Source organism: Colwellia sp. SU-HH00943 (genome assembly GCF_057546125.1).
This window is the reverse complement of the sequence record NZ_BAAJLW010000003.1, coordinates 63,992-78,449: the sequence shown is the minus strand read 5'-3', so window position 1 is coordinate 78,449 and position 14,458 is coordinate 63,992. Positions and strand designations below refer to the sequence as shown.

The following is a 14,458-nucleotide window of genomic DNA, read 5'->3' as shown; positions in this document are numbered from 1 at the left end:
TATTTTTACCTTCATAGAAAATGAAAATAAAAACCACTTTTTGGTTGATAAACCACCAGTTGTTAACTACTCTGGACTAAGGTGTACGATTTTCATACTAAAAACAATAACTATTCTGTTTTTCGTTTCACTCGATCAGCTTACTTATAAATAACTTAAGTTATTAATAAGTACATAAAACACAAAAGAATGGTTATTGAATATGTCATACAGTGTATCTCGGGTGCAATGGCGACAAGCAGCCCCCCTATTAAAAGATGTTCGTGAAAAAGTCTTTGTTTGTGAAAGACGCATCCCTAAACAAATAGAATTCGATATAAATGATCGCTCTGCATTTCATATGCTAGTGTGCGATGATAACTCTCAAGAGCCTATCGCAACAGGCCGTATTTCATCTAACGGTCAAATCAGTCGAATTGCTGTCGTTATGGAATACCGTCAAGCAGCTATTGATAAAATAGTCATGCAAGGCTTATTTCGTATTGCTGAAGAGCTTTCGTTAAATGAAGTTTATATAAATAGTCCATTAGAGCGGGTCACCTATTTTACTAAGCACCACTTCTCTCCTATTGGCTCAGTATTTATGGAAGCAGGAAGACCAAAGCAACGAATGGCATGTGCAATTAAAACAGCTAGAAACGATGCCAACCAAGCTAAGTATTACCTTAGCCATTAATAGCTAAATGCCACAGGCATAAGCTAGCGCTTTGTTCTTAATTTTACTACTGATAATGGGCAGTTTGTTAAACGCAAACAAACTAATATTGCGCATGGATTTTACCAGTGATGATGGATGGCTAAAGCTTAAATACAAGGCATCCATCGCTGACTGCATCACTAAATTATCTTTCCGTCTTATTTTTTCATATTGCGCCAATACCTCAACATTATGCCAAGACTTACCCTCAGCAATCGCTGTTGCCACAACATCTTGAAGTGCTTTTACATCTTTAAAACCCAAATTAACTCCTTGACCCGCCATTGGGTTAATGGTGTGTGCGGCATCACCTAATAAAACAACACGATTTTTCTGATACTGATTAGCATGACGTCTCGTCAGTTCAAATGAACCTTTGTTAATAACGTTAATATCACCTAAACGTTTAGGGAAGTTCGCTAAAATTTCTTTCTGTAACTGCTCATCAGACAGCGCCATCAAACGCTTAATCTCATCTCTTTGGTGATACCATACTAAAGATGCATAACCACCTTGGCAGTTACTTTGCTCCTCATTAGATTTCACTTTCGGCGTCGCTAAAGGCAAGAAAGCCACAGGGCCTGTTGGGAAGAATTGTTGCCAAGTAATATCTTGTTGATCTTGAGCGGTTTCAACATTAATCAGCATGGCTGATTGTTGATAGCCCCACGATGTAACACCAATATTTACCTGCTTTCGTACAAAAGAATTAGCACCATCTGCGCCTACCACTAACTTTGCCGTAATAATGTGCTGTGAAAGAGTTAAGGTAACCTTATTTTCATCTTGAGTTAAGTCAACTAAATGCTCAGGGCAAAAAAGCTCAATATTGTTATGTTCAGCCATCTTTTGCCATAAGGCTAGTTGAATTAAACGGTTCTCAACGATATGACCTAAATGCTGCTGCTCTATATCTTGGGCATTAAATTCCGTATAAGCATATTCTTGTTCCCAAACACCTAAGCGTTTATAAGCACAAGTGCGCCATTGCTGAATATTCGACCATACGCCTAGTTGCTCTAGTAAATATTGCGAGGCTAGTGAAATGGCAGAAACCCTTAAATCTAAAGGTTGTTCTTCCGAGAAGCTCTTCGGCTGGTACTTTTCAATAACAGCAACATGCAACCCTTGCTCTGCTAGGGCTATCGCACAAGCTGAGCCCACCATGCCACCACCAATCACTACACAATCAAAATCAGTCATAAATAATATTCTGTGAGTAAAACTCAAGATACAAATAGTTCAGCTATTCTACCTAATTGAGGGAGGAAACTACAACAAGCTTGCAGAAAAGAAACCTTAAGCTATATTAAATATGCTTTGTTTTTAAAGTATTTTTTTACAACATATTAAGTTTAAGGAATAACGATGAATGTAGCACAAAAAAAAGAATTAAGAGTACATGACGATATCAAAATCGTTTACGATATGACTGAGAAACAAAATCGTACTAACTTAACTGCGCATACAGATAGAGCAGTTGTTGCAAATTTACGCGCAGATTTAGTTCTACCATCCGATAAAATTTTAACGGTTGATATAGATTTTGATACCACAAGTGGCTACCATAACAACGCTATTATGGTAATGGATGACTTTGGCGTTGAAATGCTCGCCATAGCTTTTGAAACAAAATACACTAAGGAGCATGCTGAGCTAGTACGCCAAGCATGGGCAAATAAAAAACATAGTGACTCACCAAGAAAGCCAACCTATTTATTGGTTCAGAAACCTAACAGTGCTGAAGAATTACCGCAAGTTTTTGCCGCATGTGGTGATGAAGATCACGACAAAGATAATGCAAACGGTAAAAGTGTTATCTAAACATATAAGTCCATTCGCATGGCAGCCTTCGCTGCCATTGTTCATTGTTGCTTTCTTTTTTTCTCTCCATATTTCAGTACAAGCAAACTATACTACCCCCATCAATTCAATGGCTAACGTCAGCAGCCTAATTCAAGACAAAAAGGGTTATATTTGGCTAGCTGGACAGCGAGGATTAATGCGCTTTGACGGCAGTCATAGCATCACATTTTCATCTATAAACCAAACTTGGCCATTACCGTTTAACTGGTTGCATGATGTCTCGATTGATGATGACCACTTATTATTGGCAACTGAAACTGCAGGATTATGGCGCTTCAATCCTGAAACAGGACAAGCCAGAAAAGTAGAGACAGATATAGCGCGTAATAGCTTCTACGATGCTGTTAGCTTCCAGGGCAATTACTATATCAACGCCCCAGATAAGTTTTATCAATACCAACCAGCTAGCCAAAAAACTACCCTCATTAAAGATAATATTAAAATAAGAAAAATAGCTTACAACAATCAGCGCCTTTATATTGCTGCTAGAACAGGCTTATATCAATTACACAACAATAAATTGCAACAGCTTTACTCAACTTCGGTCACCAGCATTGTAGCGCTTTCTTCTGGCGTGGTAGCGATCACTAAAGATAAAATTCTATTTTTTGATTTCTTTGGCAAAGCAACCGCAATCAATTCACCAAAAAATATCAACGCCATTACAAAAGAGTATGGTAGTGATAATTTCTTTACCATTAACAACCAAGGTATAGTTAATAAATTTTCAGGAAAAACCTTAAAGCAACTCCCTCATAAATTTGGTAATACTAGCCCAGTAAGAGCTAGAAATTTTTTACACGACAACTCGGGGGTTCTTTGGGTGGCTAGTAGCCAAGGCATTAAGCAACTCAATGAAAATACGATAAAGAACACCCCTAAAGTATTCGATGTCAATATCAATTCTAGTGAATTAGCCTTGTTCAAAGATAAAATTATTATTGGTAGTTATGGCGCAGGATTGAAAAATTTCAACGCGCCTATTTTCACTGAAAAAGTTAATCAAGCCTTTACTAAACAAGGCTTAAGAATTACAGATATTAAAACAATAAATGACAACTTATATATCGGAACTTTTGATGGTATTTGGCGTTATATTGAAGAAAAAGAACAAGTTGTTAAGCTGAACTTTCCAGATAACGACAAACTTATCTTAAGTATGAGGCATAAAGATAACCTGCTCTATTTCACTAGCAACTACAACGGTTTTTATATTTATGATATAGCAACTGAACAACTAATTAATCACTTTGCCCCAAAGACTGGTTTAAGCTCAGCTGAAGTGATCGATGTATTACCCGTTGATCATTTAACAACATGGATAGCAACCTCATCTGGTATCGATATTGTCACCAACTCAACTAAACAGGTTTTAAACCTAAATTTACCTGGTAACAGCAAAGTCATTTCTTTATTAGAAGCTGATAATAAAATATTTGCTACAACACTCAGCGATGGTATTTATGTCTTAAATAAACAAGGTGTATTAATTGCTCAATTTGGTCAAGGTAATCGCTATAGTCGATTGCTAAAAGTTAAAGATGAAATTTGGGTTACTGGTAGGCCTGGTTTATATAGATTCAACCCAACGAATTACCAATTTAGTATGATTGAAAATACTCAGCAATATTCTTTTACTGGTAGTATCTTACAATTAGGTAATGTTATTTATGCAGCCCATTATGGTGGCGTACTTTCACTTGACTTAGCACCACAAAAAAAGTTCGATCCAAAAGTGTACATCAGCAAAGTTACCATCTCTGGCGAGTCATATTTACTCAATAAAACCATGTTAATAGATAGCGCCAACGATGTAATCACATTAGATTTAGCGAGTTTAGACTTTAGACCCGGCGCTACAAAGAAGTTTCGATATCGATTAAACGATAGTAATTGGCAGCAAATAAGTGGTAACCAACTCACTTTAACGGGTCTTGCACCAGGTGACTATGCTATTGAAATAATGGCAACTAACAGTTTAGGTCAATGGAGTAACTATAAGGCATTCACGAATATTACCGTGGCTTCACCTTGGTACTGGTCTTCTCAAATGAAGTTACTCTACAGCTTTTTACTGGCTGGGGTAATTTTACTCTCTATTTGGTTGCTCTATTTACGCAGTAAATCTATCAGTCATATCCATAACCTCTTAAAACATGATATTCATGAGCAAGGGAAAAAAAACATTCAAATAATACGCAATTTAACCTTTGTTAAAGAGTTAATAAATCAAGGGGACTTGCCGCAAGGAAAATTAATACTGACTCAATGTATTGATGATTTAAATAGCCAAAATTTATCTCAAGAGCCAAACACAATGGACGGCAAATCCCTGTCTGATGCAGTATCATTTTTTAGCAATTATTTACAACATAAATATCAAGTTAACTTAACATACCAATTAAACATAAAAGACAATGAATTAAATTATGAATTACAAGCTGACCTTTACCGCATAATATTTGAAGCCATAACCTGTGTAGTCATTAAAGGGGGCGGCAGAAACTTCAAAGTAATACTCCAGTTCTTTAAAGGTAAAGTATGGTTAAATATTTATGATGATCAACAAGGATTTATTAACTTTGACAGTAAAGTAAATTTTGACTTTTCTATGTATTACATTCGTCAAATTGCGAGTAAATATAACGGCTCAGTTAATTCATTTAATGAACAAGAACAAGGGAGCCAATTAGTCATAAGCTTACCACTAAGTTAACTTATTCCAAAACCAACACCTCCTAATCAGTCAGCTTTTTAAAATCCCTTGAGTAACTCCTCGAAATACGCAGCAAATTAATATAAAATACGCCTCCTTTTGCCGAAGCTGTAATAAACTTTATAACTCGGTGATTGATTTAGCCGGTAAATAAAACGCGTAAAGAGTGAAGTAAATGAGTAAAAAGTTATACATTAAAACCTGGGGCTGTCAAATGAACGAGTACGACTCGCAAAAGATGGCTGAACTATTAGACTCAACCCATGGTTTTGAGCTTGCAGAAGAAGCTGATAATGCTGATGTTATTTTACTTAACACCTGCTCTATTCGTGAAAAAGCCCAAGAAAAAGTATTTCACCAACTAGGCCGTTGGAAGAATCTAAAAGATAAGAATCCTGAATTACTTATCGGTGTGGGCGGTTGTGTTGCTTCACAAGAAGGTGATGCCATTCGTCAACGTGCACCATACGTCGATATGGTTTTTGGTCCGCAAACTCTACATCGTTTACCTGAAATGCTAAATCAATTGTATCGTAGCAGCAGTCCAATTGTTGATGTTACTTTTCCTGAAATAGAAAAATTTGATCGCTTACCTGAGCCAACAGCTGAAGGCCCTTCAGCTTTTGTATCCATTATGGAAGGTTGTAGCAAATACTGTACTTTTTGCGTAGTACCCTACACACGTGGTGAGGAAGTAAGCCGCCCTCTTGACGATGTACTTTATGAAATAGCCCAACTTGCTGAGCAAGGTGTTCGTGAAGTTAACTTACTTGGTCAAAATGTAAATGCTTACCGCGGTGAAATGCACGACGGTAGCATCTGCCGCTTTGCCGAGTTAATTCGCTTAGTTGCCACAATTGATGGAATAGATCGCATTCGTTACACCACCTCACACCCAGTTGAATTTACTGACGACATAATCGAAGCCTATGCTGATGTGCCTGAGTTGGTAGATCACTTACACCTACCTGTACAAAGTGGTAGTGACAGAATTTTAACGCAAATGAAACGCGGCCATACCGCCTTAGAATATAAATCACAAATTCGTAAATTAAAGAAAGTGAGACCTGAGCTCTGTATGTCTTCAGACTTTATTATCGGTTTCCCTGGTGAAAGTGATGAAGACTTTATGGCAACCATGAATTTAATTGAAGCCGTCAACTTTGACTTAAGCTTTAGCTTTATATATAGCGCTCGTCCTGGCACACCCGCAGCTGATTTGCCCGATGACATCAGTGATGAGACCAAAAAGCAACGTTTGCAACTTCTACAAGATAGAATAACCCAACAAGCTTTGCGTATAGCAAGACAAATGCTAAATACCGAGCAGCGAATTCTTGTTGAAGGGCCTTCAAAGAAAAACCCAATGGAACTACGCGGTAAAACTGAGAATAATCGTACGGTTAACTTTGTTGCACCACACTCGGTTATTGGTCAATTTGTTGATGTCAAAATCACCGATGTTTATGCAAACTCATTACGTGGGGAGCTAGTTCGTCAAGAAAGTGAGATGGGATTACGGATTGCACATTCACCTGCAGATATTTTGGCAAATAATCACCATAAATCATCTAAATCAATCATCAATAACCTTGATGATTTAGGTGTAGGTACATACAACCCATAACCTTTTAGTCGTAATGGAAAATACATTGAGTACAACAACTAAGCAATCAACCGTAAAAGAAAGTCATCAATTAACCCTGACGCCAATTGACAACGAGCGCCAAGCTAACTTATGTGGGCCGATGGATGACAACCTTAAAATTATTGAGCGTCGCTTAGGTGTTGAGATCACCTACCGTGGTAATCAATTTAAAATTCTTGGCAGTGATAAAAACTGTAAAGCGGTTATTAAGTTATTAAAAAACCTATATATAGAAACGGATACTGTAAAAGGCCAAACAAATCAAATTACCGATGAGCAGGTACACCTTGCTATCATCGAAGCCAACGTACTTGAGCAAGATTTACCTTCAAGTAAAGAAGCTGAAGACCTTGGCATAAGTTACGATAAAATGGTTACCATAAAAACCAAACGCGGTATGGTTAAACCTCGTAATCCAAATCAGCAAACCTACGTACAAAATATTTTAACGAATGACATTAGCTTTGGTATTGGTGTTGCGGGTACAGGTAAAACTTACCTTGCTGTTGCTTGTGCTGTTGACGCATTGGAACGACAAGAAGTACGCCGAATATTACTGACCCGTCCCGCGGTAGAAGCTGGTGAAAAACTCGGCTTTTTACCAGGTGATTTATCACAAAAGATAGATCCCTATCTCAGGCCTTTATATGATGCTTTATTCGAGATGCTCGGTTTTGAGCGTGTTGAAAAGCTTATTGAGCGCAATGTTATTGAAATTGCCCCACTTGCTTACATGCGTGGACGAACACTAAATGACGCCTTTGTTATTTTAGATGAAAGCCAAAATACCACCGTTGAACAAATGAAAATGTTTTTAACCCGTATTGGTTTTAATTCACGTGCAGTTATTACCGGTGATATTACACAAGTTGATTTACCTAAACACCAAAGCTCAGGCTTACGCCACTCTATAGAAGTACTACAAAATATTGAGGGAATTAGCTTTAATTTTTTCCAATCAAAAGATGTTGTTCGCCACCCAGTTGTAGCACGTATTGTTGAAGCTTATGACTCACATGAGCAAAAAATAAATAGACAAAAACAACAACAGGCTAAAGCAGCTAGTGAGAGTAATGCCAGTGATAACAAAACTCATGAGTAATACGCTGGATATACAAGTAGCTTGTAGCGAACAGCACTTACCGTCAACTGAACAGTTTCAATTATGGGTGAATACCGCTTTAGAAGCTGTCACAGAAAAAACATTTGAATTAACTATTCGTCTTGTCGACATAAATGAAAGCCAACAGTTAAACCATCAATATCGAGATAAAAATAAAGCCACAAACGTTTTATCTTTTCCTTTTGAAGTTCCTGAAGGGATAGAGCTCAACTTATTGGGCGACTTAGTTATTTGCGCACATGTTGTTGCCCAAGAAGCACAAAGTCAAAACAAAGCATTATTTGATCATTGGGCGCATATGGTTATACACGGGTGCTTGCATTTATTAGGATATGATCATATAAACGACATTGAAGCGCAAGAAATGGAAGCATTAGAAGTGAATATTTTAGCTAAATTAGCTATTAATAATCCCTACGAATGTTAAAAAGAAATATATAACAATTACAAACAACACTGAATTCAATTTAAGGAATACAATAAGCTCTATGAGCGATGATAGCCCCCAACCTACTAGCAGTTCTAAACCTAAATCATTATTGAAAAAGGTTATTCAATGGTTTAGCCGCGAACCCAAAAACAAAGATGAATTAGTTGATATTTTAGTTGATGCGCAAAGCCGTGAACTAATCAACCCTGAAGCCAAGCAAATGATTGAAGGGGTATTGAGTGTATCAGAAATGAAAGTGCGCGATATTATGATCCCTCGCTCTCAAATGGTGACTATCGACAGAAATCAAACCCTTGATGAATTACTACCTATCATCTTAGAATCTGGACACTCTCGCTTCCCTGTTGTGAACGAAGATATCGATCATGTTGACGGTATTTTATTAGCGAAAGATTTACTTTCCTTTGGTTTTCATAACAAAGTAGAAGAATTCAGCTTAAAAGACAACATCCGCCCAGCCATCATTGTGCCTGAAAGCAAAAAAGTTGAACCGCTTTTAAAAGAATTTCGCTCCAACAGATACCACATGGCGCTTGTAGCCGATGAGTATGGTGGTATATCAGGAGTTGTCACCATTGAAGATATTCTTGAGCAAATCGTTGGTGAAATTGAAGATGAAACTGATGATGAAATAGAAGAAGATATCAAACTACTTGCGGGCAATGTATATCATGTACGTGCACTTACCGCACTAGAAGACTTCAATGAATACTTTAACAGTCAATTTGATGAAAGCTCTGTGGATACCATTGCTGGTATTGTTATTGCCCAATTCAATCATATGCCTCAAAAAGGCGAAGAAACCAGCATAGGTGATTTTGAATTCAAAGTATTAGCAGCTGATAATAGACGCCTACAAATGCTACAAGTTACCGTAGACAAAACACATGACATCAATGGCAAATTGAGTGACTAAATCGCAACAGCAATAATCATGTCACAATTTTTAGCTTATTTGAAAGACAACCTCATAAATAAAAACACTTGGCTTTGCTTATTCGCAGGCCTAAGCTTAGTGTTTGCTTATGCGCCCTTCTCGCACTGGTATTTAACGCTTATTGTACCAAGTGTTGTTTTATACTTACTCAAAGATAGTAGCCCCAAGTTTGCCGCCAAACTAATGGGGATTTTTGCTTTTGGTTGGTTTGCTAGTGGCATAAGCTGGGTGCATGTGAGTATTGATGAATTTGGTGGGTTGCCGTTAATTGCATCAATAGCCTTAATGTTGATGTTATGTCTATATTTAGCAATTTTCCCAGCACTTTCAGCTTATTTAGCCGCTTTTGTTTCAAAAGATAAAAAACTTAACTTATGGCTTTTACCCTCTTTTTGGTTATTTTGTGAATATTTACGTTCTGTAGTGTTAACAGGGTTCCCTTGGTTATCACTTGGCTATAGTCAAATTAACAGCCCACTCTCTAGCTATGCCCCCGTAATCGGTGAAGTGGGTATTGCGGCATTGGTTATTTTAATTAATATTTTATGGGTCAAATTATTCATTGCTGTTAAACAGCGTAATGCTAGCTTGATAAAATTACCAATAACGCTTGCCATTATCATCACCACGATAGGCTATTATTGCGCTCAAACTCAATGGGTTACACCCACACAACAAACAACAAAAGTAGCTTTGGTACAAGGTAATATTGAACAAGCGATCAAATGGGCTCCTGAAGAAGAGTGGCCTACTATGCTTAAATATCTCGATCTTAGCCGAGTTAACTTTGATGCTGACATTATTATTTGGCCAGAGTCGGCTATTCCAGCAATGGAGCCAGCAGTACAAGATTATTTATCAACGGTAAATCGCTCAGCTTTACTCAATAACAGCGCTATTATTACTGGCATCATCAACTATAATTTTGAAACAAGAGAGTATTTCAATAGCTTAATTACACTAGGTAAAAAACACTTAGATGATGAGCAAGGCTACTACTATAATCACAGTAACCGCTACTCAAAACATCACCTATTACCCATTGGTGAGTTTGTTCCTTTTCAAGAATTGTTGCGCCCGATTGCCCCCTTTTTTAATTTACCCATGTCTTCTTTTAGTCGGGGTAATTACCGACAAGCTAACTTGATCGCTAAAGAGTTAAGTTTATTACCGTTATTGTGTTTTGAAATCGCATTTCCTCACCAGTTAGCCGCAAATTTAACCCAAGAAACCGACCTATTACTTACTGTCAGTAATGATGCTTGGTTTGGCGCCTCTCATGGCCCACATCAACATATGGAAATAGCACGAATGCGCGCTCTTGAGTTTGGCCGCCCGCTACTTAGAGCAACTAATAATGGCATTACCGCTATTGTGGATCATCAAGGCAATTTTATAGAGCGTATTCCTCAATTTGAAGAAAAAGTATTAAAAGCAAATGTGATGATTGTTGAAGGTAAAACACCTTATAGCCAATGGCCAAGATTAATTTTATGGTTAATGATCTTAGTACCATTAACTATCGTGCTTATTCTCCAAATTAGACGCCGATAAACACATTTTTATTATAATTTCACTCAAAAATAGTAACCTTTTGTCAGGCGATATTAAACAAAACAATATTCAATTGTGCCTACCTTCAAAAGTTACTACACTGAGTAGATATTCATTGTAACCCTTGTATATATGCCTAACAAATCCCCTAAAAACACCCAATCCACAACAGATAAATTACCTGAAGAATACGCTATCGCTATTTGCCTTAATGACATCAATTACGCCGTAATGATGGTTAGCCCTTTTGATTTAGAAGATTATGTTGTCGGCTTTTTATTTAGCGAAAAGGTGATAGTTGCTAATCAAGATATTCATGATATTCATATTGATGTTAATCATAGTGATTTCACTGTACAAATTAATGTCAGCCTAGCTAATCGCTGCTTACACCTGGTTAGCCAAAAGAAACGGCAGCTAGCAGGACAAAGTGGTTGTGGTATATGTGGTGTAGAAGCTTTGCAACACGCATTGCCAGAAGTAGGAAAGCTCAAAGAGTGCCCTCACTTAGAAGCAGTGAAACTAACGCATTTAAGAGAAAAATGTAAAAGTTGGCAAACCATAGCAGTCCAATCAGGTGCATTACATGCTGCCTTTTTAACTGATGATGAAGGCAATATATTACATTGCCGTGAGGATATTGGTCGCCATAATGCTTTAGATAAACTCATAGGTTACATGGTCTCACAAAATATAAGTAGAGAAAATAAAGCGATTCTTATCACCAGCCGTTGCAGTATTGAGCTTATACAAAAAACCATTAATATTGGCGTTAATCACTTATTAAGCCTTGCTTCACCTAGCCGGTTAGCCCTTAACGTCGCGCAACAAGCTAATCTTAACTTAGTGCATTTAACAAAAAATGACGGTGCCCTTTATTTGGCAGCCCCTAAAATAGATAAAACTTCTTATGAAAAATAAAGCATCACGTAAAGCCGGCGGTCTCGCTTCATTAACCTCAACCATTAAGCATGTTTGGAAAAGCCAAGAGGCTAAAACCAATATTAAAAACTTAACACGTGCTAACCAAGATCAGGGCTTCGACTGCCCTGGTTGTGCATGGGGAGATCAAAAAGAAGGTTTACTACAGTTTTGTGAGAATGGCGCAAAAGCCATCGCTTGGGAATCTACCAATAAAAGTGTTGGTAGTGAGTTTTTTCAGCAATACACCGTCAGTCAGTTAAACAAACAAAGCGATTACTGGTTAGAATATCAAGGCCGTTTAACACAGCCAATGCAATACAATCAAGAAACAGATAAGTATCAGCCCATCAGCTGGCAAGCTGCTTTCGACTTTATTGGCGCACAATTAAAACAATTGTCCCATCCAGATCAAGCAGAGTTTTATACCTCAGGGCGCGCCAGTAATGAGTCCTCTTTTCTGTATCAATTGTTTGGTCGTTTGTACGGCACCAACAACTTTCCTGATTGCTCAAATATGTGTCATGAAGCCAGTGGTATTGCCCTTAACCAATCTATTGGGATTGGCAAAGGTACGGTCACCTTAACCGATTTTGATCACGCAGATGCTATTTTTGTTTTTGGCCAAAATCCTGGCTCAAATCACCCTCGTATGATGAATGCCTTGAGAAAAGCATCACGACAAGGGTGTAAAATTGTTAGCTTTAATAATTTGAAAGAAGTCGCGTTAAAACGCTTTGCTAGCCCACAAGACCCTATTGAACTATTAACGCCCGCGGCAACCACTATCAGCCATCAATATTTTTGCCCTAAATTAGGCGGTGATATGGCGGCAGTTAGAGGCATGATTAAACACCTTTTAGCTAAAAATTCATCCGCCTTAGCAAAGGGGCAGCCAAGTATACTTGATGAGAGCTTTATCAAAACGCATACAGTTGAGTTTACTGAAGCAGTTAAGGTTGTGGAGAATACCTCTTGGCAACAAATAGAGCAGCAGTCAGGCTTATCGCAAGCTGAAATAGCCTCTGCTGCAAATATATTTATTAATGCAAACAAGGTGATTTGTACATGGGCAATGGGCATAACTCAGCATAAACATTCCGTCGATACCATAAGAGAGATAGTTAACTTACAGTTGTTAACCGGGAATATAGGTAAACAAGGCGCAGGATTATGCCCTGTACGCGGCCATAGTAATGTTCAGGGAAATCGCACTATGGGCATCAACGAAAAACCCAGCCAAGCTTTTCTCGATACATTAGCAGAGCATAGCCAACAACCTATGCCACAAAATCATGGTCATAATGTTTATCACGCCTTAAAAGCATTGTTGAATAAAACCAGTAAAGTCTTGATATGCCTTGGCGGTAATATTGCCGCGGCCTCACCTGATAGCAAACAAACCTATCAAGCGTTAAAAAATAGTGAGCTTAATGTACAAATTAGCACCAAACTCAATCGCAGCCATTTAATGGTAGGTGAACATGCGCTGATTTTACCTTGCCTAGGACGTACTGAAGTCGATATACAAGCAAGTGGTGAGCAATGTATTACCGTAGAAGATACCTTCAGCATGGTACATGCTTCACAAGGCAAAGTGGCGCCGAATACTGATGAGATAAAGTCAGAAGTCGCAATTGTCGCGGGAATTGCCCAAGCAACATTAGGTAATAATCCCTACAACTGGACAGAATTAAGTGCTGATTACGGTAAAATACGACAATTAATCGCCGAGATCATACCTGGCTTCACTGACTTTAATGATAAAATTCAACAAGTCGGCGGCTTTTACTTAGGCAATAGTGCCGCGGATCTACATTGGAACAACCAAGTGGGTAAAGCTGAGTTTAGCTGTGCAAAATTGCCTGATGACATTCTCAATATGCCCCTTTCTGCTATGCCTGAAGCAAAGCGTAATCAAGTACTTACCTTGCAAACATTACGTTCACACGATCAATTTAACACCACTATTTATGGTATGGACGATAGATATCGTGGTGTATTTGGAGAACGAAAAGTATTATTTATCAACAAGTACGATGCAAAAAAACACAAAGTAAATGACGGTGATTGGGTACGTCTAGAATCTATCTGGCATGACGACATAACACGCAGTGTCGACGGTTTTAAAATTGTTATTTACGATATCCCCGAAGGAAATCTTGCCGCTTATTACCCTGAAACAAATCCATTAGTACCATTAGACAGCTTCGGCAAAGAGTCTTATACAGCAACGTCAAAATCGGTGCCTGTGATTATTCATAAATCCACGCAAGCTAAACTAAGCTAAACTAAGTTAAATTAAGCTAAATGTAGAAAGGGAATCACGAGCAAAGAGTTTAATTGTAGTAGCTCATATCTGATCTGACACTTTTTAATTTTAGATTTGACCTAATCTTACAGTTGATTAGGTCAGCATAGATACGAAACCGGACATAATAAGTTGACTTGAATAATGTCTGTTTGGAGCAATGAACGGACGTTCAAATATTCCGATAGCGACGAATCATGAAATATGAAAAGGTTTCTGTTAATGTCTTTAAGG

The 14,458-nt window shown here is 37.9% G+C and carries 11 protein-coding genes; 10 read left to right on the top strand and 1 reads right to left on the bottom strand.

The annotated features are described in order from the left end of the window. Positions 1-202 precede the first annotated feature (202 nt). Complete coding sequence (locus tag AC27GZ_RS08890; protein WP_487094606.1) at positions 203-676, top strand: GNAT family N-acetyltransferase; 474 nt, start codon at positions 203-205, stop codon at positions 674-676. Between the two features lie 3 nt (positions 677-679). Here the strand turns inward: AC27GZ_RS08890 and AC27GZ_RS08885 are convergent, their stop codons facing one another. Then, a complete protein-coding gene (locus AC27GZ_RS08885) occupies positions 680-1,900 on the bottom strand; it encodes an FAD-dependent oxidoreductase (RefSeq protein WP_487094605.1) in 1,221 nt (406 codons plus the stop codon). 165 nt (positions 1,901-2,065) lie between these two features. On the opposite strand from AC27GZ_RS08885, the gene AC27GZ_RS08880 reads away from it, so the two are divergent. From AC27GZ_RS08880 to AC27GZ_RS08840, 9 genes are all read left to right on the top strand, one after another. After that, positions 2,066-2,521: a hypothetical protein gene (locus tag AC27GZ_RS08880; RefSeq protein ID WP_487094604.1), complete on the top strand. Its 456-nt coding sequence runs from the start codon at positions 2,066-2,068 to the stop codon at positions 2,519-2,521. Further along, complete coding sequence (locus AC27GZ_RS08875) at positions 2,496-5,279, top strand: ligand-binding sensor domain-containing protein (RefSeq protein WP_487094603.1); 2,784 nt, start codon at positions 2,496-2,498, stop codon at positions 5,277-5,279. The genes AC27GZ_RS08880 and AC27GZ_RS08875 overlap by 26 nt, the downstream gene beginning before the upstream one ends. A 175-nt stretch (positions 5,280-5,454) precedes the next feature. Then, entirely contained in the window at positions 5,455-6,906 is a 1,452-nt protein-coding gene (gene miaB / locus AC27GZ_RS08870; protein WP_487094602.1) for a tRNA (N6-isopentenyl adenosine(37)-C2)-methylthiotransferase MiaB, read from the top strand. A gap of 121 nt (positions 6,907-7,027) precedes the next feature. Continuing rightward, a complete protein-coding gene (locus AC27GZ_RS08865) occupies positions 7,028-8,029 on the top strand; it encodes a PhoH family protein (protein WP_487095252.1) in 1,002 nt (333 codons plus the stop codon). Further along, complete coding sequence (gene ybeY / locus AC27GZ_RS08860) at positions 8,022-8,477, top strand: rRNA maturation RNase YbeY (RefSeq protein WP_487094601.1); 456 nt, start codon at positions 8,022-8,024, stop codon at positions 8,475-8,477. Before AC27GZ_RS08865 ends, ybeY begins: the two co-directional genes overlap by 8 nt. 61 nt (positions 8,478-8,538) lie before the next feature. Continuing rightward, a complete protein-coding gene (locus tag AC27GZ_RS08855) occupies positions 8,539-9,417 on the top strand; it encodes a CorC family transporter (protein ID WP_487094600.1) in 879 nt (292 codons plus the stop codon). Between the two features lie 18 nt (positions 9,418-9,435). Next, positions 9,436-10,992 (top strand): apolipoprotein N-acyltransferase, encoded by a 1,557-nt coding sequence (gene lnt, locus AC27GZ_RS08850; RefSeq protein ID WP_487094599.1) that lies wholly within the window; start codon positions 9,436-9,438, stop codon positions 10,990-10,992. Positions 10,993-11,124: 132 nt separating this feature from the next. Next, entirely contained in the window at positions 11,125-11,913 is a 789-nt protein-coding gene (gene fdhD / locus AC27GZ_RS08845; protein ID WP_487094598.1) for a formate dehydrogenase accessory sulfurtransferase FdhD, read from the top strand. Beyond that, entirely contained in the window at positions 11,903-14,203 is a 2,301-nt protein-coding gene (locus AC27GZ_RS08840) for an FdhF/YdeP family oxidoreductase (RefSeq protein ID WP_487094597.1), read from the top strand. The genes fdhD and AC27GZ_RS08840 overlap by 11 nt, the downstream gene beginning before the upstream one ends. Positions 14,204-14,458: the final 255 nt, after the last annotated feature.

Coding starts and splice junctions, on each gene's coding strand:
- AC27GZ_RS08890 (WP_487094606.1), top strand. CDS start 203: ATGTCATACAGTGTATCTCGGGTGCAATGGCGACAAGCAGCCCCCCTA.
- AC27GZ_RS08885 (WP_487094605.1), bottom strand. CDS start 1,900: ATGACTGATTTTGATTGTGTAGTGATTGGTGGTGGCATGGTGGGCTCA.
- AC27GZ_RS08880 (WP_487094604.1), top strand. CDS start 2,066: ATGAATGTAGCACAAAAAAAAGAATTAAGAGTACATGACGATATCAAA.
- AC27GZ_RS08875 (WP_487094603.1), top strand. CDS start 2,496: ATGCAAACGGTAAAAGTGTTATCTAAACATATAAGTCCATTCGCATGG.
- miaB (WP_487094602.1), top strand. CDS start 5,455: ATGAGTAAAAAGTTATACATTAAAACCTGGGGCTGTCAAATGAACGAG.
- AC27GZ_RS08865 (WP_487095252.1), top strand. CDS start 7,028: ATGGATGACAACCTTAAAATTATTGAGCGTCGCTTAGGTGTTGAGATC.
- ybeY (WP_487094601.1), top strand. CDS start 8,022: ATGAGTAATACGCTGGATATACAAGTAGCTTGTAGCGAACAGCACTTA.
- AC27GZ_RS08855 (WP_487094600.1), top strand. CDS start 8,539: ATGAGCGATGATAGCCCCCAACCTACTAGCAGTTCTAAACCTAAATCA.
- lnt (WP_487094599.1), top strand. CDS start 9,436: ATGTCACAATTTTTAGCTTATTTGAAAGACAACCTCATAAATAAAAAC.
- fdhD (WP_487094598.1), top strand. CDS start 11,125: ATGCCTAACAAATCCCCTAAAAACACCCAATCCACAACAGATAAATTA.
- AC27GZ_RS08840 (WP_487094597.1), top strand. CDS start 11,903: ATGAAAAATAAAGCATCACGTAAAGCCGGCGGTCTCGCTTCATTAACC.